The organism is Streptomyces sp. NBC_01257, assembly GCF_035917255.1.
In the GTDB taxonomy this organism is placed as follows: Bacteria; Actinomycetota; Actinomycetes; order Streptomycetales; family Streptomycetaceae; genus Streptomyces.
In genome coordinates this window covers 274,646-296,248 of record NZ_CP108472.1, presented here as the reverse complement: position 1 = coordinate 296,248, position 21,603 = coordinate 274,646, and the positions used below count along the sequence as shown (strand labels likewise).

General features: G+C 70.5%; 11 protein-coding genes. 2 read left to right on the top strand and 9 right to left on the bottom strand.

Features of this window, described 5'->3' with window-relative positions; genetic code table 11:
- Positions 1–7: 7 nt before the first annotated feature.
- Complete coding sequence (locus OG408_RS01330) at positions 8–3,592, top strand: S8 family serine peptidase (RefSeq protein WP_326667577.1); 3,585 nt, start codon at positions 8–10, stop codon at positions 3,590–3,592.
- Positions 3,593–3,687: 95 nt separating this feature from the next.
- Here the strand turns inward: OG408_RS01330 and OG408_RS01325 are convergent, their stop codons facing one another.
- The 3 genes from OG408_RS01325 to OG408_RS01315 all read right to left on the bottom strand — a co-directional run bounded on the left by OG408_RS01325 (position 3,688) and on the right by OG408_RS01315 (position 7,899).
- Positions 3,688–5,148, bottom strand: a complete 1,461-nt coding sequence (locus tag OG408_RS01325; protein ID WP_326667575.1) for a M20/M25/M40 family metallo-hydrolase — start codon at positions 5,146–5,148, stop codon at positions 3,688–3,690.
- A complete protein-coding gene (locus OG408_RS01320) occupies positions 5,141–6,205 on the bottom strand; it encodes an S-methyl thiohydantoin desulfurase domain-containing protein (protein ID WP_326667573.1) in 1,065 nt (354 codons plus the stop codon). The genes OG408_RS01325 and OG408_RS01320 overlap by 8 nt, the downstream gene beginning before the upstream one ends.
- 71 nt (positions 6,206–6,276) lie before the next feature.
- Positions 6,277–7,899, bottom strand: coding sequence for an OPT/YSL family transporter (locus tag OG408_RS01315; RefSeq protein WP_326667571.1), 1,623 nt, complete (start codon positions 7,897–7,899; stop codon positions 6,277–6,279).
- A gap of 253 nt (positions 7,900–8,152) precedes the next feature.
- On the opposite strand from OG408_RS01315, the gene OG408_RS01310 reads away from it, so the two are divergent.
- Positions 8,153–8,935: an IclR family transcriptional regulator gene (locus OG408_RS01310; protein ID WP_326667569.1), complete on the top strand. Its 783-nt coding sequence runs from the start codon at positions 8,153–8,155 to the stop codon at positions 8,933–8,935.
- Between the two features lie 5 nt (positions 8,936–8,940).
- On the opposite strand, the gene OG408_RS01305 is transcribed toward OG408_RS01310, so the two are convergent.
- The 6 genes from OG408_RS01305 to OG408_RS01280 form a co-directional block, all read right to left on the bottom strand.
- Complete coding sequence (locus OG408_RS01305; RefSeq protein ID WP_326667567.1) at positions 8,941–9,621, bottom strand: AroM family protein; 681 nt, start codon at positions 9,619–9,621, stop codon at positions 8,941–8,943.
- A 186-nt stretch (positions 9,622–9,807) separates the two neighbouring features.
- The gene (locus OG408_RS01300) at positions 9,808–12,732 is read right to left on the bottom strand and encodes an FG-GAP repeat domain-containing protein (protein WP_326667565.1); all 2,925 of its coding nucleotides are present in this window, start codon (positions 12,730–12,732) and stop codon (positions 9,808–9,810) included.
- On the bottom strand, positions 12,732–15,272 hold the full coding sequence (locus tag OG408_RS01295) for a S8 family serine peptidase (RefSeq protein WP_326667564.1): 2,541 nt from the start codon (positions 15,270–15,272) through the stop codon (positions 12,732–12,734). The genes OG408_RS01300 and OG408_RS01295 overlap by 1 nt, the downstream gene beginning before the upstream one ends.
- Before the next feature lie 180 nt (positions 15,273–15,452).
- Positions 15,453–16,472 carry a DUF389 domain-containing protein gene (locus OG408_RS01290; protein WP_285563816.1) on the bottom strand — a complete coding sequence of 340 codons (1,020 nt, stop codon included), beginning with the start codon at positions 16,470–16,472 and terminating at the stop codon, positions 15,453–15,455.
- Between the two features lie 85 nt (positions 16,473–16,557).
- Positions 16,558–18,453, bottom strand: a complete 1,896-nt coding sequence (locus tag OG408_RS01285; RefSeq protein ID WP_326667559.1) for an alkyl/aryl-sulfatase — start codon at positions 18,451–18,453, stop codon at positions 16,558–16,560.
- A gap of 220 nt (positions 18,454–18,673) precedes the next feature.
- The gene (locus OG408_RS01280; protein ID WP_326667557.1) at positions 18,674–21,484 is read right to left on the bottom strand and encodes a M4 family metallopeptidase; all 2,811 of its coding nucleotides are present in this window, start codon (positions 21,482–21,484) and stop codon (positions 18,674–18,676) included.
- Between the last annotated feature and the right edge of the window lie 119 nt (positions 21,485–21,603).

Below are 21,603 nucleotides of genomic sequence, written 5' to 3'. Positions count from 1 at the left end.
TGCAGACGTGAACCGACACAGAACACCCCGGTGGCGAGGACTGCTCACCACCGTGCTTGCCACGACCCTCGGCGCCCCCTTCCTGGGCGCCCTGCCGGCCGTCGCCGCCGACCCCGAACCGGTCCCGCCGAGCACCCTGCAGAGCAAGGCGGACAGCGCCCTGCTCAAGGACTTCACCCGGCACGACAAGGTCTCGTTCTGGGTACAGCTCGACGCGCAGGCCGACACCTCGGCCGCGAAGAGAGCCACCACCAAGACAGGTCAGGGCCGCGCAGTCCTGAAGGCCAAGACCGCCTACGCCAGAAGTTCGCAGCAGGGACTCACCGCACTGCTGAAGCAGGCCGACGCGTCCTACACGTCGTACTGGATCAGCAACACGGTCAAGGTCACCGGCAGCAAGGCCCTGGCCGCGAAGATCGCCGCCCGATCCGACGTCGCGTCGATCGAGGCCGACGACACCGTCCCGCTCCCGCCCGCGGTCAACGGCACCAACGAGGCCAAGGTCGACGGCGTCGAGTGGAACATCGACCGCATCAACGCCCCCAAGGTGTGGAACGAGTACGGGGTTCGCGGTGAGGGCACGGTCATCGGCAGCATCGACACCGGCGTCGACTACCAGCACCCCGCCCTCGCTGCCGCCTACCGCGGACTGAAGACCGACGGCACGTACGACCACGCCTACAACTGGTTCGACGCGACCCACACCTGCGGTGCGGCACAGCCCTGCGACGATCTGGGGCACGGCACCCACACGATGGGCACCATGGTCGGTGAGGACGGCGCCGGCAACTCCACAGGCGTCGCACCCGGCGCCCGCTGGATGGCGGCCAAGGCCTGCACCCCGCAGGGCTGTCCGCGCGACGCGCTGCTCGCCGCAGGGCAGTGGATGCTCGCGCCGACCGACGCCGACGGGGAGAACCCGCGCCCCGATCGCGCCCCCGACGTCATCAACAACTCATGGGGCTCCGACAGCCTGGACACCTGGTACCAGGCGATGGTGCAGTCGTGGCGGGACGCCGGGATCTTCCCGGCCTTCTCCAACGGCAACGCGGGATCGTACTGTGACACGGCCGGCTCCCCGGGCGCCTACACGAACACGTACGCCTCGGGTGCCTTCGACAGCAACAACAAGATCGCCTCGTTCTCCTCGCGCGGACCCGGCGTCGACGGCACCGTCAAGCCGAACATCGCCGCCCCCGGCGTCAACGTCCGCTCCGCCACCCCCGGTGGCGGCTACGCGGCCAAGTCGGGCACATCGATGGCCTCACCGCACACCGCGGCCACCGTCGCTCTGCTCTGGTCGGCGGCCCCGGCACTGCGCGGTGACATCACCGCCACCGAAGCGGTGCTGAACAAGGCCGCGATCGACGTCGACGACACCACCTGCGGCGGCACCGCGGCCTTCAACAACGTCTACGGCGAAGGCCGGCTCGACGCCTACGCCGCCGTCAACGCGGCCCCGCGCGACCACGTCGGCGCCCTCACCGGCACCGTCACCATCGGCGGCGAGCGGACCGCCGACGTCGAGGTCTCCGTGGCCGGTCCCACGCACGCCACCCTCACCACGAAGAAGGACGGCACCTACGCCTTCCCGCGGCTGGTCTCCGGTGCGTACACGGTGACCGTCAACAAGTTCGGCTACGTCACCGACACCGCCGAACTCACCGTCACCGACGGCGGTTCCGCCACCCACGACACGGCGCTCGCCACCGCACCCACGGGCACCCTGACCGGTACCGTGCGCAGCGAATCCGGCACCGAGGCCGACGTCGCGATCAAGGTGCAGGGCACCCCGGTCCGCGCCACGACCGCGGCCGACGGCAGCTACAAGCTGACGCTGCCCGTGGGCGGCGATTACCGGATCAGCCTGACCCCACTGAACCACTGCGCGGCCACCATCGGCATCGTGACCGACGTCGCCACGGGCACGGCCACCAAGGACGTCGCCCTCGCCACCCGCACCGACGCCTTCGGCACCACCTGCCGCCAGGTCTCCGAGGAGTTCCCCGCGGGCGACACCAGGCTCGGCATCACGTCGTACACGGCCGTCACCCCGCCCTTCCCGGTCGCCCTGTACGGCCACACGTACGACAAGGGCTGGGTCACCCGTGACGGCCAGTTGATCTTCGGCTACCTCTCCCTGCTCGACAACAGCCCGTTGCCGAACAAGGCGCCCGCCAACGGCGCGCTCTCCCCGTTCTGGGACCAGCTCGCCATGGATGCCTCCTCCGGCATCTACACGGCGGTACGCGGCACCGCCCCGCACCGTGAGTACGTCGTCGAGTGGCGCGACATGCTCATCGCCCGCGACACGACCCGGCGCATCGGCTTCGCCGCGGTGATCGGGGAGGACGGCACATACACCTTCCACTACAAGGGCATCGACCCGAGCGCCAAGGGCTTCGAGCAGGCCACCGGCGCCACCATCGGAGCCGAGAACCACGACGGCACCGACGCCCTGCAGTACTCGTACGACCAGCTCTCCGTCCGCGACGGCATGGCGATCAGCTTCCGGCCCGAGGACCACGCCGTCGTCTCCGGCACGGTGACCGACGCCAACGACGGCAAGCCGGTCGCCGGCGCCACCGTCACCGTCACCCGCGACGGGACGAGCGTCGGCACGGCGACCACCCGTTCCGACGGCGCGTACCTGACGCAGGTCCCGGTGGACGCGGCAGCCGACCACAAGGTCACGATCACGGCGCCGCACTACGCCACCGCGACCCGCACGGCCGAACTGGGCAGCCTGTCCGCGCTGCGCACCGAATCCGCCCTGACCACGGGAGCGGTGCGGGCCGACAACGGGTCCGGGTGGCAGCTGGTCGTTCCGGCGGGCGAGCAGCGCCGGCGCACCCTGACCCTCACCAACGGCGGCTCGTCCGCCGCGTACACCGTCGCGGAGAAGGCCGGCGCCTCCTGGCTGAAGATCGCCCCGGCGTCCGGCACGCTGGGTGCCGGCGCGCGGCAGCAGGTGACGCTGACCTTCGACACGGCCGCGGCCAAGCCCGGCACGGTGTACTCGGGAACCCTCGTGCTGACATCGGAGAGCGCCCGCACACCGTCGCTCTCGCTGCCGCTGAAGCTGGTCGTCCCGGCGTACCAGAAGGGTGTGGACGTGGGTGCGGACACCGCGTCCCTGGACGCACTCGGAGACACCTGGACCCAGGACCGGCCGTACGTGGAGGGCTCGTTCGGGTACGTGGGTGACAGCACCGCCCTCACCTACACCCGTAAGGACATCGCGGGTGCCGGCAGCTCCCAGGAGCAGCAACTGCTGCGTTCGGGCCGGGAAGGCGTCAGCGAGTACCGCTTCGGTGCCGTCCCGAAAGGCGTCTACCAGGTGGAGCTGGGCTTCGCCGAGCCGGCGGGAGTGAAGCCGGGACAGCGTGTCTTCGACGTGACGGCCGAAGGTGTGGAGAAGGTCGCGGACGTGGACGTCCGCCTGGAGTCGGGCGGTGCCCGGACCGCGCTGTCCAGGACGTTCACGGTCAAGGTCACCGATGGCCGGCTGGAGGTGGGCTTCAAGGCGGTCACCGGCACGACGCTGGTCAACTCGATCCGGGTGACCCAGCGCCCCGACCTGACGAGCTGATCCAGCCCGTCCACAGGCGCGAACGGGCCCGCCCCGGAAGCATTCCGGGGCGGGCCCTCGCGTTTCCACGCGTCGTTCAGCCCGCGGGGGCGGGCTCACTCAGGCCGGGGCCGGAGGGCGTAGTCGTTGAGGATCAGCGACAGGCTCGACGTGAGGCGGCGCGCGTACGGGACATGGAGGGACTCGTTCGGGCCGTGGGCGTTCGCGCCCGGGCCCAGCACACCGCAGGCCAGGAACTGCGCCTCGGGGAACTGCCGGGTCAGCTTCCCCATCAGGGGAATCGTGCCGCCCTGACCGATCCGGGCGACATCCGCCCCGTCGAAGCAGGACCTGCTCGCCGCCGACAGCGCCGCCCGGAGCCACGGCTGTTCGGCGGGTGCGTGCCAGCCGTCGGCGACGACGCGGTCGGGCGTGAACCGGACCGACGTGCCGTACGGCGGGTCCGCCTCGAGGATCCGGCCGACCTCCGCGAGGGCCGCCGCGCTGTCCACCGTGGGCGGCAGCCGCAGCGAGACCTTCACACGCGTGTGCGGACGCAGCACGTTGCCCGCCGATGCCACCGGAGGAATCCCGTCCGCTCCGGTGACCTCCAGACTGGGGCGCCAGGCCCGGTTGAGGAGAAGCTCCTCGGGATCGCGCGTCACCGGGGACGCGTTCCCGTACCAGTCGAAGCGGCCCCAGACCTGCTCGCCCAGCAGCGCCGCCGCCTCACGTGTCTGGGCGCGGCGCTGCTCCGGCACCTCGCAGTGCAGAACGTCCGGGCGCAGCGCACCCGTCGCGCCGTCCTCCAGCCGGTCCAGCAACCGCCGCAGCACCCGGAACGACGACGGCACCACACCGCCCGCGTCCCCGGAGTGCGCGCCGTCGCCGAGGACCCGTACGTCGAGCGTCCCGCCGCAGGCCCCGCGCAACGACGTGACCAGCCACAACCGTTCGTAGTCGCCCGCACCGGAGTCCAGGCAGACCACCAGGCCCACCTCGCCCATGCGCGGCGCGAGCACGGCGAACCAGTGGTCGAGGTCGGGGCTGCCCGACTCCTCACCGGCCTCGAACACGCCGACGCAGCGCGGCCGGGCCGCGCCCTGCTCGGCCAGCGCCCGCACCGCGGTCACCGACGCGGGCAGCGCGTATCCGTCGTCGGCGCCGCCGCGGCCGTACAGCCGGGTGCCGTCGAAGACCGGTTCCCACGCGGTGCGGCCCCCGGTCCATCCGTCGCCCTCGGGCTGCTTGTCGAGATGGCCATAGAACAGGACGGTCTCCTGGGCCTGTGTGCCCTCGCCCGGTATCTCGAAGAAGATCAGCGGCGTACGTCCGGGCGCGCGCAGGACCTCCACCCGCAGGCCGGGCAGCGGTACGTTCCGCAGCCACGCCGCCGCCGCGTCGACGGCACGGTCGAGGTGGCCGTGGGCCTCCCAGTCCGGGTCGTACGCGGGGCTGACCGCCGGGACGCGGATGTGCTGCCGTACGAGGGGGAGCACCTCCGTCTCCCACTGGGCGTCACAGAACTCCCGTACGGAGCCGTCCTCGGCGACACCGGCCGGGGCCTGCTCAGGCATCGGCGAGGACCCGTGCGGCCGGGGCGAACTCGATGCCGAGCAGCTCCTCCACCGGCGCGTACACATCGGGCATGTACATCGTCCGGGAGAGCAGGAGGTTCTCGGCCGGGGCGACCAGGACGCTGACCTGCTTGCCGACCTCGACGTGTGCCGACGCGAGCGGCTGCCCGTCCTCGTCGAACGTCGTGATCAGATCGGGGAACGAGGCCCGGCGGACACCGGCGACATCGAGCGCCATGTACTCGTTGACGATGTACAGGGTGGTGCGCGCCGCGTCGTCCAGGACCGCTACGCCCACGTCCAGGCCCTCCCGCTGCTCGCAGCGGTACTCGCGCACCGTGCCGGTCACGGCGATCTCGCCGCCGAGATGCTGGGCGGCGCCGAGCACACCGCCCGCCAGGAAGCGCCGGCCCAGTTCGATGGCGGAACCGATCGCGCCCGGGGCGCCGTTGCGCACCGCGTAGCCGACCTCGACGGGGTTGCGGGCGACGCCCACCCAGCCACCCGCCTCGACGGAGGCGCGCCGGACCACGTTCGACGTGGCGTCCAGACGGCCGGAGACCGAGCCCTCGACGTAGGCGTACGGCTTGCCGCCCGCGTAGCCCTGGGAGGAGAGGTAGCCCTCCTCCTGGTGCAGGCCCATCGCGCCCATCACGCTGGAGGGGTGGGCGCGGCCGTTGCAGGCCAGGTCGATGACGGGGAGGCCGGTCATCGCGGAGTGGAACCAGCCGTTGATGGTGGTCTCGGCGCCGTTCTCGTTCGTGTGAATCGCGACGAGCGGGCGCGGCAGGTCACGGCGGAGCAGTTCCAGGGCGCGCAGCAGGTGCGTGGGCAACACCTGCGGGTCGGGCGCCGCGGGGGCGCCGACCAGGGCCACCGTCGCGGTCAGGTCGTCGGCCGCGAACTCGTCGGCCGACCACAGCTCCGGTATGCCGATCTGGAGGGCCAGTTCGGCGGTGCGCAGCCCCCGCTCGACGAATCCGCCGCCGCCTCCGCCGAGTACGGCACCGCCGTACACGGCCGCGCGGATGTCGTCATGGGTCAACTGTCGCTTCACGGGGTTCTCCCAGGGTGGTTCTGTACAGGGGTGCGAGAGGACGTACGGGCCGTCCGGCTGGGCCCACTGGCCTACTTGGCGGCCTTGAACACGCCGTTGCCGAACGAGTAGAGGGCGTCACCGGCGATCGCGCCGCCGGCGAAGACCTCCAGATCGTCCTTGGCCTTCGGGCCGAGGACGCGGGGAGCGAGGACGCGGACGGCGATGCCGGCGGCGACCATCCAGCCGGCCATCGGTGTGGTGATCAGCAGACCGGTCGCCAGCAGGATGCCGAGCTGGCGCTTCGAGCCGCCGATGAGCTGCACGATCGCGCCGGGGATCGCCCACAGGGCGAGGTCCCGGGCGGTCTCCGCGGACGGGCCCGCCTTGATCGCGGCGACGTACGCGGCGTCGATCGGGGCGGTCTGCCCGTTGTCGAAGAACATCCGGTACGAGACGAGGACGACGACGATGGCGACGCCGAATCCGATCATGGCGGCGATCAGCTGCTGGCGGCGGCCCTCCATTTCGAAGGCCGGGTCGGCGTTCTCGCCGCGCAGCAGATAGCCCGCCTTCAGGTCGTACCCCATGTCGGCGAAGGCCGGGCCGGTCGCGGCGGTGAAACCGGACAGCACGACGAGCGCCTCGGGCGGGAAGCCGATGAGGATGCCGAGCAGCAGCGTGATCAGGGCGATCGCGAAGGCCGGGAACCAGCCCGAGTGCATCGACGCGATGCCGACGAGCAGTTCGTGCAGGAACGCGGCGACGGAGGCGTACAGCAGGAAGCCGATCAGCATGCCGGGGCTCATGTGCGTGGCGGCACCGGTGCCGAACGCCAGCAGGACCGAGATCACGAGGTAGGCGCCGAAGCCCAGCCGCATGGAGCTCCCCAGACGCCGGGCGCCTTCCGGCGCGCCGGCCGCGCGGGTGTCGTCCGCCGGGGTGCGCCGGACCTTCACGATGGTGCGGCCGACCTGGACCAGGGCGACCAGACCCGCCCCCATCATCATGCCGTGAGGCAGGTACATGGCGCCCAGGTCGAGGCCGAACAGCGGGTCGGCGTACTGGTTGAACAGCAGGCCGACGCCGAAGGCGGCCATGGCACCGAAACCGCCGATCAGGGCCACGCCGAACGCCGACATCGGCAGCGTGAACGCGGCTCCGACCAGGCCGGTCACCAGCCCCAGGCCGAGCACCTTGGCGCGGCGCCCGCCCTCGTCGCCGGCCTTGATGGCCTGGGCGGCGGCCAGACCGGGCGGCCAGGGGTTCTTCGCGGGGAACGCCGGGGTGTCGTACATCCGGTAGAGCAGCCAGGCGTCGACCAGCATCGCGGCGGAGACGCCGATCAGCATCGGGATGATCATGTCGTCCATCCCGAACAGGAACGGGATGCCGATCGGCAGGAACAGGCTGTTCGCGGCGCCGAACGTGGCCGAGGAGATGCTGGTCTGCGCGAGGTTCTGGGCGTGCACCGAGCGGAATCCGCGGAACCAGACGAGCGGCACGCGGGCCAGCGTCATCGCGGCCAGCGCGCCGATCAGCGAGGTGCTCGGGGTGACGCCGAGCGTGGCGAGCAGCTGTACGCCCACGATCGCGCCGAACACGCTGAGCACCACGGTGAGGATCAGGTTGCCGGGCGCGAGGGCGCGGGGATGGCGCAGGCCCTCACTCGCGGGGTGCGAGGTCTCTGCCTGGGGAGAGGCGTCAGTGCTCATGGGTCTTCGGTGCTCCCGTACGGGTGGGCGCCTTGTCAGTCGCCTGGGGAAGTTCTAAAATATGGAACAGCATCTGAATATCTGGATCTCTTTGGATCATCCATATGGCGCATTCCGCCGTCAAGGGCTGAGCCGGGATTCTCGAAATGTGGGCGGTCCGGAGTCACGGACGAGGGGCGGTCAAGAGGACGCCCGGGCGCCCTTTACGATCGGACGACACGACTCGGGTGAGCTCGGGGGAGGCGGGAGAACGGTGAGCACACTCGCCAACGCGCGCGATGTCCTGCAGTTGATGGCACGTCTGCAGCGCGACCTGACCGTGACGGATGTCGCGGGGGCGCTGGACCTGCCCAAGAGCTCCGTGTCGCGGACGCTGAGCATGATGGCCGACTACGGCTTCCTCGACCGCGACCCGACGAGCCGCGCCTACCGCCCCGGCGTACTCGTCATGGAGGCCTCGTACCACTTCCGCGCCTCGCGCAGCACGGCCTCGCTCCTGGAGGAGGAGCTGGCCAGGCTGGTCGCCGACATCGGGTACACCGGATACGTGGACGTGCTCGACGGGCCCGAGTCGCTCGTGCTCCACATGCGGCTCGGGACGACCGGCGCCCTCCAGGCCTACACCCCGGCCGGCACCCGGGCCCCGGCCTACGCCAGCTCCATGGGCCGGGCGCTGCTCGCCCGCCTGGACGACGCGCAGGTGCTGCGCCTCGTCGACGCGCGCCTGGAGCAGAGCACGGGCTCCGCCCCGCGCACCCCCGGTGAGCTGACCTCCTGCCTGGCCCGCGTCCGTGCCGACGGCTGGGAGTCATCCCGCGGCGAGTACGTGCCGAACGTCGCGGGCGTCTCCGCCGCCGTCCTCGACAGCGACACCGGGCAGATCTTCGGCATAGGCGTCGCGCTGCCCGCGCCCGAGCTGCACGACGGGAACGCGGCCCGCTTCGGCCGGGCGGTACGGGACGCCGCGCTGCGCGTCGGCAAGCGCATCGGCGACCCGTACTGGCTGCGGTACGTCGAGACCGACGCCGACCGCTGAGGCCCTCAGTCCAGCAGGGGGCCGAGGGCGGCGCCCACCACCGCACCCGGCGTCAGGACCGGCACGGTGAGCCCCGCCGCGCGCAGTGACCGGCGGTGCCGCGCCCCGTAGCCCATGCAGTCGAGCATCAGGGCGTTCGCGCCCGCCTCGAGATGGGTGCAGGCCGCCGCGAGCAGGGCCGCCTCGTTGTCGGCGTACGGCGAGGCCGTGGTGAACGCGGGGTCCGGGACGACGGACCGCCACTTCTCGCGAGCCTCGGTCACCTGCTCGGGCAGTGGTACGACGAACCCGACGCGGCTGCCCCGCAGGACGGTCCCGACATATCCCGTGACCAGGACGTCCGGCTCGACGAGCCGTGCCCGCCGGGTCCGCAGTCCGGGGAACGCGCCGGTGCACAGGAGCACGATGATGTCGGCGCCCGCGTCCTCCACCTGATCGACACGGGTCTGCAGCCCGGCCCCGACGGCATCGGCGTCCAGGGTCACGGAACTGCCGTCGGCCAGTCGGCTCAGCAGGGTCGCGCGACCCGCCGTCGCCCCGAAGCGGAGCTCGGCCTCCTGGCGGGTCAGACCGTCGAGCACACCTGCGTGCCGGACGCGTGCGTTCACCGGCAGGTGCGCCTCGATGGCTTCGGACAGGTCCGGACGCGGGGCCTGACCGATGGTCAGGAAGGTGAGCGTGTGCACGGCGCCTCATCTTTCATGAGTTCCAGATAATGGATATGAGTTCCGGATTAAGGTAGTCGGAGGCTCCGCGTGTGGGTAGAGGTCCGTGACGCCCGGACAGTCACACGGCCCCTGCACGCCGCGATCCCCCTGGGCGTGGCCCAGGGGGATCGCGGCGTGGACTCCCGGCGATCAGCCGGGAGGGGGTCAGGACAGCTTGAACGTCGTCATCTGGTGGATGTTGTTGTCCGGGCTGAGGACGCGCCCGCCCAGCTCCTCCGCCATCCGGTCGTAGCCGGTGGTGTTGAAGTTGAGCGAGATCATCTCCTCGGCTCCGTCACCGTCGAGGTCGACGGCGAGGTAGTTGCGGCCGCCCGAGGCGTTGCCGCTGCCGAGGGCGCTGCTGAAGGAGTCCCCGCTGGTGAGGATCGCGGGGTCCCACGCCCCCACGCCGCCCTCGACGCCGCCGGCCAGCAGCTTGCGCCCGCCCGGGCCGGTGATGAACTGGGTGGTGCGCAGCGGCGCGGACACCGAGCCCTTGCCGTCCTTGCCGTCGGCGCCGAACACACGGATGGTGCCGAAGCTGGTGGCGAGCAGGCCGTCGTCCGCGTCACCGGTGAAGAAGTTGCCGTGCGACCACGGGCTGCCGGTCACCGTCTGGTGCAGCAGCTCGCCGGTGCGCCCGTCGCGGATCTCCGCGACGACGTAGGCGGACGCGGCAGAGGTCGAGTCGAAGTTGGGAACGGCCTGCACGATCCACGTGTAGACGACGGCGTGGCCGTCGGCGTAGGGGATGTTCGGCGAGGCGTAGACGCCGTGGTCCAGCAGTGCGCCGTGGATCTTTCCGTCCACGGCTTCGGCCGGGGCCTTGGGGGAGGCGGTCCAACGGACGTTGCCGTTCTTGCCGTTGAGTGCGACACCGTCCACCGCCACGGTGTCGAGTCCCATCGCGCCGACGCTGGTGTACTGGGTGTAGACGCGTCCGTCGGCGGCGGTGGTGTCGGAGAAGACGACGTCTCCGGAGCCGGTGGGTGCCGCGTACTGCCAGAGCTTCTTGCCGTTGCCGTTGTAGGCGCGCAGGGCGTCGGTGGGGACGAGGATCTCGTCCTTGCCCTTCCCGTTGACGTCGGCGACGGTGACGGAGCGGACGAAGGTGCCCGCGCTGTTGCCGCCGTCGATGGTGGTGAGGGTCTTGCCGGTGCGTGCGTCGAGGACGACGGTGGCGGTGTCCGCGGCGACGATGATCTCGGGCTTGCTGTCGCCGGTGACGTCACCGGTCTCGATGGCGTGGACCTGGCCGGTGACGGTGGCCTGCCACAGCTTCTTCGGCTTGCCGGTGAGCAGCGAGCCGCCCTCGTAGGCCCACACACCGTGCGAGGCTCCGCCGGCGACGACGTCCTGCTTCTTGTCGCCGTCGACGTCGAGGGCCTTCGCGAACGACAGCTCGCCCTGGAGCGGGGTGAGGTTCTGCTCGGCACCCTTGGCGAGGTCGAAGGTGCGGACGTTCTGTTCCTGGTCGACGACCCGGACGTGCTGTCCGCTCTTGTCACTGAAGACCTGCTGGAACATCGGCGACGCGGTGTTGTCCCGGTGCTCCCAGCGCACGGCGCCCTTGCCGTTGAACACCGTCAGGTCGGCCCTGCCGCCACCGCCGGCGTTCTCGGCGGTGTCCATGCCGGTGTCGTTCTGCGCGGAGGCGGCCAGGCTGCCGTTCACGATGTCCAGGCGCCAGGTGCTGGCACCGTCCTCGAGGTTGTCGGCGTTCCGCTTGGTGGTGTGTGACCACAGCGCGGTATCGGGGCTGGTGCCGTCCAGGACGCGGACGGTGGAGGCGTTGACGTAGAGGTCGGGATCGAAACTGGACTCCGCGACCGCGTACTCGGTCTTCTTGGTGCCCTTGAGGTCGCCGATGGTCATGGCCGTGGGAACGACGTTGGAGCGGCTGTCGAGGGTGGCGCGGGCGCCGGTGCCCACGGCGTAGGAGACGATCTCGTAGCGGACGCCGTCGGCGGGGTCGGCCTGTTCCAGGGCGACGAGCCGGTTGCGCGTGGTGTCCAGGTGCAGCTGGCGGCTGTAGAGGGCGCTGTCGGTGTGCCAGCTGACGGACCCGTCGGTCACGTCGAGCACGAGCGTGCGGCTGCTGCTCGGCGTGGTGGCGGTCTTCTGCAGGTCCCAGGAGACCGAGGCCTTGCCGTCACCGGCGGACTCCAGCGCGCCCCAGGTCGCGTCGGTGTGCTGGGTGTCGTAGGCCCAGGTGGTGGTGGGGGTCAGTGCGCCGTCGGCGTAGGAGAAGCGGGTGCCGTAGAGGGTTGCCGTCTCGTCCGCCGGGGCGTTCTGGTTGTACGCGGGCGTGTTGCCGACGAGCAGGGTGCCCTCGACGAGCTTGACCGAGGTCGCGTACGAGTACAGCTTCGACCAGAGCATCTTGCCGGTTCTGCCGTCCAGGACGGTCACGAACGTGCCCGTGGGCAGGGTGGAGCCGGGCGAGGTGATCGGACGGTAGGGCGAGGAGCCGACGCTCGCGGAGAAGACGAGGTCGGGGGTGCCGTCGCCGGTCAGGTCTCCGGCATCGAAGCCCTGGTCGGAGGCGGGGGTGAACGGGCTGACCGCGTTGTAGCCCATCATGACGTGCGCCGGGTAGGGCTCGACCTGCCACACGCGCTGCGGCTCGGCCTGCCAGTCCGTGTAGAGCGAGGCGTTGCTGCGGGCCCAGGCGGTGGTGCCGTCGGCCTTGTGGAGCTGTACGTTGCCGAGGCTGTGGACGGTGAAGTAGCTGCCGTCGGAGCCCGCCGGAATCGTCGCACCGAGACCGCGCACACCCTCCAGGGCGGAGGTGTTGGTGAAGGTGACAGGCGCGGAGGCATCGGTGCCGGCCGCGTCGAGTCCGGAGACCGGAGCGTCGTCGGCGGCACCGGCCGTGCCGTCACCGGCGTTGATGGACTTGAGGTTGTCGCCGTAGACGTCGACGCCCATGTGGGTGGCGAGTTCGTCGGCCTGCCGGCTGGTGAGCTTCATCGCGGAGCCGTCGTCGCCGGTGGCGGCGAGGGCGTGCGGGGCCGCCGTGAGGGCGAGGCCGGCGGCCACCAGGGTGGAGGCCAGGCGCAGGGCGCGCCTTGAGGTGCGGGTTGTCATTACTTGGCTCCCTGCGCGATGCGGATGGCGGAACCGTTGGTCAGTACCGTCTGGTTGAAGGAGTACTGGAGGGCGTCGGTGCCGGTCTGGTTCTCGATGCCGACGGTGGCCTTGCCGCCGTTGCCGGGGACGGTCTTGTACTGGAAGGTGATCGCGCCGGTCGCCTCTTCGAAGACGGCCTCGAAGGTGACGCGGTCGGTGCCACCGTCGGCGAAGAGCGCCTTGTTCCACACGATGGCGAAGGTGCGCTTGCCGGTCTTGCCGGTGGTCGCGGTCTGCACGGACGACTTGTTGTCGAGCACCAGGTCGTCCCAGAACGGGGCGACGATGCCGTCGGGCTTCGCTGCGGCGGGCAGGGCGGTGTTGACGTAGTCACCGACACGAGGGGCCAGGAAGTTGATCAGACCGTTCGTGGTGACCGCGGCACTGGTGTAGGAGGCGCCGTAGAACTTCACCGGGAAGGGCAGCGCGATGTTCTTCGCGTCCTCGTCACCGGACACGGCGACCTTCGTCGAACCCGCGATCCAGGCGTACGTGCCCGGGGTGCAGCTGTTGCCGTAGGCGTCGGAACGGGCCGGGAGCCGCACGTTCACCGTCTTGTCGGCGTCGATGGTGAGCTCGGTGCTGTCCACACCGTTGCACCGCACCGGGACGGGCGGGGTGGTGGTGAGGGTGAACGCGCCCTCGGAGACCCGGGGGAGTGTGAACCTGCCGGTGGCGTCCGTGGTGACGGCCGGGACAGGTGTGCCCTCGACCGCGACGGTGGCCTTGGCCAGTGGCTTGCCGGTGACGTCCAGGACGGTGCCGGACACGGCGTGCTGCGGCACGGCGTCCAGGGTGAAGTCCCGGGTCAGGGACTGGCTCTCGGCGACGGTGACATCGTTGTCGCTACCGGTCGCGTAGCCGTAGCCGCTGTAGGAGAAGTCGTACGTTCCCGCGGCCAGGGTCAGCCGGTAGGTGCCGTCACCGCCGGTGGTCACGCTGCGCGTCGTGCCGTCGGTGGTGGCGCTGACGGTGACGCCGGCCAGGGCGGTGCCGGTGGCCTTGTCGGTGGCCCTGCCGGTGATGGTGGCCGCGATGTGCGGGGCCTTGTCGATGGAGGAGAGGATGTCGAGCTTGCCCTCGCCCCAGACGTTGTTCATTCCGGCGGTGCCGCCGCAGTGCGTGTCGTCGACATCGGACGCGCCCTGGTTCAGCAGCGCGCGGGTCTCGTCGATCTTCCCGATCAGGGAGGGCGCGGCCGACCACAGGAGTGCGACGGCGCCGGCGACGTGCGGGGTCGCCATCGACGTACCGGACTCGACCATGTACGAGGAGCCGGGCCAGGTGGAACGGACGTCGACGCCGGGAGCGGAGATGTTCGGCTTCATCGAGTTGTCGACCAGCGAGGGGCCGAAACCGGAGAAGTCGGCGATCTTGCCGTTCACGTCGTAGGCGCCGACACCGTAGGCGGGTGCCTGCGAGCCGGGGGCGTGGGCGGTGGAGCAGGTCGCCCCGTCACCGTCGTTGCCGGCGGCGAACGCCTCGAAGATCCCGGCGGAGTTCCACGCCTCGACTATGTCCTGGTAGAAGGTGGTGTCACCGCCGCCCCAGGAGTTGTTCACGATGTTCGGCGCGAGCTCGGGGCGCGGGTTCTGCCCGGTGTGGTCGGTCGGGGCGAGGATCCACTGACCGGCCTTCAGGAGGTACTCGTCCGAGCACTCGTCGCTCTCGCAGCCCTTGGCCGCGATCCACTTGGCGTTCGGTGCGACGCCGACACCGCCCTTGCCGACCATGGTGCCCATGGTGTGGGTGCCGTGGCCGTTGTTGTCGCACGGGGTGCCGTCGGCTGCACAGTTCCCGGTCGGGTCGTAGAAGTTGTAGTCGTGGCTGAAGGAGCCGTCGCCGTTGTTGCCCCGGTAGTTCGCCACCAGATCCGGGTGGTTGTACTGCACACCCGAGTCGACGTTCGCGATGACGATGCCCTCACCGCGGTCCTCGTACTGCGACCACACCTGATCGGCCTTGATGTCCTTCACACCCCACTCCGGGGCGTCGTCGGCAGCCGTGCCGCCCGTGGCGGCGGAGACCTTGCTCTCCGTCTCGTCGAGCCTGTAGGTCTGCTCCTTGACGATGCGGGCGACATCCGGCCGCTTCGCGAGCCGGTCGACCAGGGCCTGGTCGCCGGTGACCTGGACGGCGTTGGCGATCCAGTAGTCCTGGTGGCCGACCTTCTCCTTGTCGAGGAAGGTGTTCAGCGACTTCTGGCTGGTCTTCGCGTGGGAGCGCAGCTCGCTGAACGCGGACTTGGCCTTCGCGGCGTGGGACTGCTTCTTCTTGGCGGCGGACAGGTCCGCCTGGTCCTTGAGGACGACGAAGAAAGAGGCCTGGCCGCCGCCGTCAACGGCGTTCAGCAGCGCGGAGTCGACCTTGGGGGACGGTGCGGCGTCGGCGTCGGCTGCCGCGGCCGTGGAAAGCGGTGCGGTCAGCAGAGCGGACACGGTGAAGGCGGCCGCCGCCCAGACGGCGCGGCCACGCCACGGCGGTTGGTGCAGGTGCATCGGGGTGAGCTCCTCCAGAAACGGTACGGGGGAGCTCGGACACTAGACAGACGCCGTTACTCGGGCATTACAGGGCGGGCTCGCCATTGCCGGACAAGCCCGCCGAGACGGTCCGCCGTCCGCGGTTCTCCGGCGGGACGCCGTGTCAGGGGCTGGTGCCCGGGCGCGGCGTGAACGCGGTCAGCCGATGGCCGAGTCCCGCACGGTGCAGGTGTCGGTGTCCGCCGGGCACCAGTGGGTGCGGCCGCCCACCAGATGCAGTTCGAGATCCGCGTCCCGCATCCCGTTGCGATCGAGGGCGGCACGCAGCGCGGTGGGTGCCGGCTGGGGCGGCAGCCCGAGTACGCCGATGACCACGACGCCGTTGCGGCCCTCGACGGAGGCGATCTGCCATTTCCCGGTGGCGGCCCATCTCTCGGCGACCGGGCGGGCGTCGGCAGCCAGGGAGCGGTCCCTGGCCACGGTGATCGTCCCGGTGGTCAGCGGCACGGCGATCAGGAGCATGAGCCCCACCACGGCCGCCAGCGAACCACCGTGGAACCGGCCCACGGCGAAGCCCGACTCCTGCGCCACGCCCCTTACGCCGAAGACGAGGAAGACGATCGTGCCGGTCGCCACGATGGCCGCCACGTTCGTCGCGAACAGCAGCGTGGACTCTCCGGCGTCGTGATAGCGGCCCACCGTGAGAAGGAGCCCGGTCACGGCCAGCGGCGGCACCAGGGAGATGGCGATCGCCACACCCGGCAGCGTGTCCGAGATGTCCGCGCGCACCAGCGCGAAGGCGCCCACGGTGCCGGTGGCCAGCGCGGCGAGCAGGTCGATCAGACGCGGGCTGATCCGGGACGTGACCTGGCTGTTGGAGGCGAACGCGTCCGGCGGAGCGGCGATCCACCCGAGAAGCATGCCGACCGCCACCACGGCCAGCGCACCGCCCAGCACCAGCAGGACGCACCGCACCACCTGCGACCGGTCGGCGAGGACCAGCGCCAGTGCGCTGCCCAGGATCGGAGTCATCAGCGGAGCCACGATCATCGCCCCGATGACGGTCGCCGTCGAGTCGCCGACCACGCCCGCGCTCGCGATGACCGAGGCCAGGACGAGCAGTCCCCAGAACCGGGTCGAGCCGGGGCTGCGCAGCCCCTTCTCGATGAAGAGCGCATCGCTCATCCGGCGGAGGGTGGCGGCGTCGACGGATGCCATGGGCGTTCTCCTTGCCGAAAACAGCTAAGGGACCAGGCAGGCGCGGACCGGCCCGTGCCGGTCCGCGCCGCCGTGGCCGGTCGGGTCAGGGAGTGACGATGGTGAAGTCCGGGTCCGGCGGGCTGAGGTGGCCGAGGAGTTCGGTGATCTTCGCCGCGTCCCCGGTGATGGTGGCGCGTCCCGGAAGTTCCGACGGGGGGAGGCTGCCCAGCAGGACGGCACGCAGCGCGGCCTCGTCCAGAGCAACCTCGACGTCGGGGGAGGAGACAGCCGGTCCGGTCCCGGCGATGTGGGTGAGCACGCCGTTGCGCAGCCGCAGGGTGACGGGCTCCCCGCCCGTCACGTTCCAGCGCACGGTGATGTCCGCGTCCCAGCTGCGAGGACCGTCGACCCGGATGGACAGGGCGTCGAAGAGCTGGTCCAGCGAGAGGACGCGGAGGAAGTCCGCAGACGCTGTGGTGGTCGGCGACCCGACCGGGCCCCGGCGAAGTTCCAGGGCACCCGTCAGGTAGAAGTTGCGCCAGGTCCCGTTCTCGCTGCCGTACCCCAGCTGCTCCAGCGCGTCCGCCTGCAGAGCCAGGGCCTCCGCGTGGGTCGGGTCCGCGAAGACGACATGGTTCACGACCTGCGCGACCCAGCGGAAGTCGCCTTCGGCGAACGCGTCACGCGCCCGCCGCACCACCTCGTCGGCGCCCCCCATGAAGTCCACATACCGCTTCGACGCCTCGACGGGCGGGTGCTCCCACAGATGGGCCGGGTTCCCGTCGAACCAGCCCATGTACCGCTGGTAGACGGCCTTGGTGTTGTGACTGACGGAGCCGTAGTAGCCGTGGGTGTGCCAGGCCCGCTCCAGCGCCGGAGGCATCTCCATCGCCTCGGCGATCTCCAGGGGCGTCATGCCCTGGTTGATCATCCGCAGTGTCTGGTCGTGCAGGTAGGCGTACAGGTCGCGCTGTTCGGAGAGGAACGACTTCGCCTTCTCCCGGCCCCACACGGGCCAGTGGTGGGAGGCGAAGGCGACGTCGGTGGAGTCGCCGAACAGGGTGACCGCCTCGGTCAGATACATGGCCCAGACCCGCGGGTCGCGGACCTCCGCACCCCGGAGGGTCAGCAGGTTGTGCAGGTTGTGGGTCGCGTTCTCGGCGAGGCACAGTGCCGCATGGCCGGGGAAGTGGATGTTCAGCTCGGAGGGGGCCTCGGTGCCGGGGGTGAGCTGGAAGACCATGCGGATGCCGTCGACGGTCTCCGTCTGCCCGGTGCGGGTGATATCGAGCGTCGGCGGGATCAGGCCGACCGAACCCGTCGAGGTCGTCTGCCCCAGCCCTGCACCGATCTGTCCCTGCGGGCCCTTGGGCAGGGCGGCCCCGTACATGTAGGCGGCGCGGCGTGCCATCGCCGTTCCCGCGTACACGTTCTCGCTGACCGCGTGCTCCAGAAAGCCCTCCGGTGCGATCACCGGCACCCCGGCCGCGACCTCCTCGGCGGTGACCACGCCCTTCACTCCACCGAAATGGTCGACATGACTGTGCGTGTACAGCACCGCGGTGACCGGGCGGTCGCCGCGGTGGCTGCGGTAGAGCGCCAGGGCCGCGGCGGCGGTCTCTGAGGAGATCAGCGGGTCGATCACCAGGACGCCGCGCTCTCCCTCGACCACCGTCATGTTCGACAGATCGAATCCGCGGATCTGGTAGATGCCCTCCACGACCTCGAACAGACCGTGATCGGCGACCAGGCGGCTCTGCCGCCACAGACTCGGATTGGCGGTGGGCGGGCACTCCTGCGCCAGGAACCCGTAGGCGTCGAGATTCCAGACGGACGTGCCGTCGGCCGTGCTGATCTTGCTGCTCTCCGCCGTTCCCATGAACCCGCGCCGGGCGTCGTCCATGTCCTGGGTGTCATCGAACGGGAACCGGCTCCGAACTTCCTCGTTGGCCCGGCTGATCGAGGACTGGGCAGGCTTCGACTGGGTGTTCCCGGACATGGTGCGCTCCCTCGCGGCAGACTGGGGCAGCCCGTCGGCGACCCCGTCCGCCAGCCTTGCCGCGGCGTCACTCCGCTGCCAGCGGAGCTACTCCGAACGGATCAGGCGCGAACGCGGACGGCGGAGCACCAGCCGGGGGCGCACGCTCCCGGCCGAGCACGGGAGAGGCGGCCGGGCTCCCCAAAGCCCGGCCGCCTCTCCCGTGAGTGTCAGGTCCCGATCAGCAACGACCCGCCGGGCGGTCGCGCTTCACGAGGTTCGTGTAGCCGGTGGTGCCGTCAAGCCACAGGACCCGCTGGCCCTCGTCGGCTGCGCCGAACGTCTGCTCGCCGCGGTTGCAGGAGACGCGCTGCGCGCCGCCCTTGCCGTCGGGGGCGATCTGGTACAGCTTCATCATCGTGTCGTTGGCCCACGAGGTGGCCGGGGGGACGGTCGAGATGCTGACCGCGTCGTCGGAGGCCGTCAGCGAGTAGGCGTACAGGGAGCCTTCGCCCGCCTCCGGGGTGACGGTGACCGGGTTCGAGCCGTCGAGGTCCGCGCGGCGCACCGCGGCCTTGCCGGTGTCGGTGGCGTCGTCGTCCTCGATCCAGAAGACACCGTCGTCGGTGATCGCGGTCTGGCCGATGCCCATGGTGTCGTCGGAGGCGGGCATCGTCGTCTTGGTGTGGGTCGCCGTGTCGAAGACCTCGACGCCGACCTTCATGTTGCCGTTCGCGTCGGGGGCCACCTTGGCGTAGGCGATCTTGCCGTCCTTGATGGAGGCCAGGCCCGAGATGTTGTAGGGACGGCCGCCGTCGACCAGGCCGTACTCGCCGGTCTTCATGTTGACGTACCGGACGTTCGTGACACCGTACTGCGGGTTGAGGGCGGTGTACGCGACCCAGTCGCCGTCCACGACGAGGCCGGTGACGTCGCTTCCGATGCCGTCGATCCTCTTGGCGAGGCCGCCGCCGACCGGGCGGGCCATGATGAAGATGCCCTGGCTGCTGTAGTCGGCCCACACCACCGTCTTGCCGTCGGTGTTGGCGTAGACGTTGTAGTCGCCGTTGTTGGCGCTCACCAGCTGCGGCTGGCCCTTGCCGGAGGTGTTGCCCAGCCACACCGAGTACGGCTCGCTGCCGTCCTCGTTGGAGCGGGAGACGGCGTACTTGCCGCCGGCCGCGCCCACGCCGGTGCTGGCGACGTTTACCTTGGAGATGAGCGTGTCGGTGTCGACGCCGAGGGCCTTCTCCCAGCCGGGGACGATGCCGTGCGCGTCGAAGGACCGCTTGACGGTCGCCAGCTGGGCCTTGGTGGCGCCCAGCTCCTTCGCGGCGGCGATGACCGCGGCGCGGCCCTCGGTGAAGCCGTCGAGGGGGGTCATGTACGCGGACAGGGCACGGTAGACGTACTGGTCGGCGAGCTCGGCGCCGAGGTCCTGGCGCATGTCCCACAGCGCGCCGGAGAAGATCGTCGAGTTGAGGTGGACGCCGCCGTTGTCACCGCTGTAGGTGACGCCGATGAAGTTCTTCGACGTGGTGGCGCCGTCGTTCAGGTCGCGCAGGGCGCACTCGCGGGGGCCCGCGGTGGTGCACAGGTCCTCGCCGAGGAGACCGGCGTCCGGGTCGTCCATCGACTGGCCGTTGGCCTCCAGGTCGATGGCGTTGCCGAAGTAGTCGGCGATCGCCTCGTTCATGGCGCCGGACTGGCCCGCGTAGACCAGGTTCGCGGTGTGCTCGACGACGCCGTGGGTCATCTCGTGGCCGACGACGTCGGTGTCGGCGGAGAAGGTGCGGTAGTCGCCGCCACCCTGGCCGTACACCATCTTCTGGCCGTCCCAGAAAGCGTTGTTGTACGGCTGGCCCCGCTGGACGACGCCGACCAGGGAGTAGATGTAGCCGTCCTGGCCGTCGAGGCCCTTCCGGCCGAAGTGGTTCTTGTAGTAGTCGTAGACCTTGCCGGCGGCCCAGTGGGCGTCCACGGCGCCGGAGTTGGTGTACTCCTCACCGAGTTCCGGGGTGGCCGGCTGGAAGTACTTGATGCCGGTGGGCCAGACACCGGAGGCGCTGGACGCCTCACGGCCTCGGGCGTCGTACGTGGCGAGCATGGGGCCCGCGTACGGGGAGTCGTCCGCGGCCCGCTTGCTGTAGTCGATCATCTGCAGGAGACCCTTGGTGTCCTTGTACAGATTGATGTCGACCTTCTGGCCGTTGTAGCGGAGGCCGCTGCCCTTGACGACGAGCTGGTCGGCGGCCGCGGTGGAGGCGTCGGCGGGGGCCGCGACGCCTTCCGTCGCGCCGGTGGCCGTGCCCGTGGCGCCGAAGGTCTTGATGCCGCTGTACTGCATGACCGGGAAGCCGGACTGCGCGTCGATGTACACCTCCTGCTGCACCGGCGAGCCGTCGGCCGGGTTGGTGCCCGTGACGGTGATGTGCCGGGTGAGCACGCCGGTGCCCTGCGGGAGGATCGTGACGTCGCCGGCCGTGCCGGTGAACTCCGCCGCGGCCTGCTTCTCGCCCTTGGCCGGGGCGCGCAGGAGGCCGCCGCCGAACCGGGTGGTGACGGCGCCGACGGCGCGCTCGATCGCGGTCTTCTCGGAGACCTTCGGGGTGACCGAGTCGAGCTTCAGCTGGGTGAAGTAGTTGCCCGAGGTGCCGGTGACGGCGCGCTTGCCGTCCTTCTTGGTCATCCGGACCAGGTACTGGCCGCCGAGAACCTCGACGCCCTTGTACTTCTGCTGGAGGCGGACCGTCTCCTTGCCGCCCTTCTCGGTGGTGGTCCCGACGGAGGTCAGGTCCGTGGCCGAGGTGTCGGCGATGTGGTACCGGCTCTTCTTCGCCTTCAGGTGGCCGCGCGCGGCGTCGGCGGCGCTGCCGGTGGCGGTCACCGACTCGTGCAGATCGGTGACGAGCGACGGAGTCTCGGTCTCGGCTCCCGGCGTCACCTCGGACGAGGCGGACGCGGTCGCGGTGTCCGCATGGGCGGCCGGTATCGCTGTCACCAACAGGCCTGCGGCGGCCAGCACTGCGGCTATGCCCTGACCGACGACCATGCTGCCGGCCCCCTGTCCTGCTCTGGCTGATCTCTTGCGTGCTGAACTCCGCACGGTGCTCCTCCGGTGCCATTTCTGCATGAACGGATATCGGATACGGACATGCAAGTACCGGGACA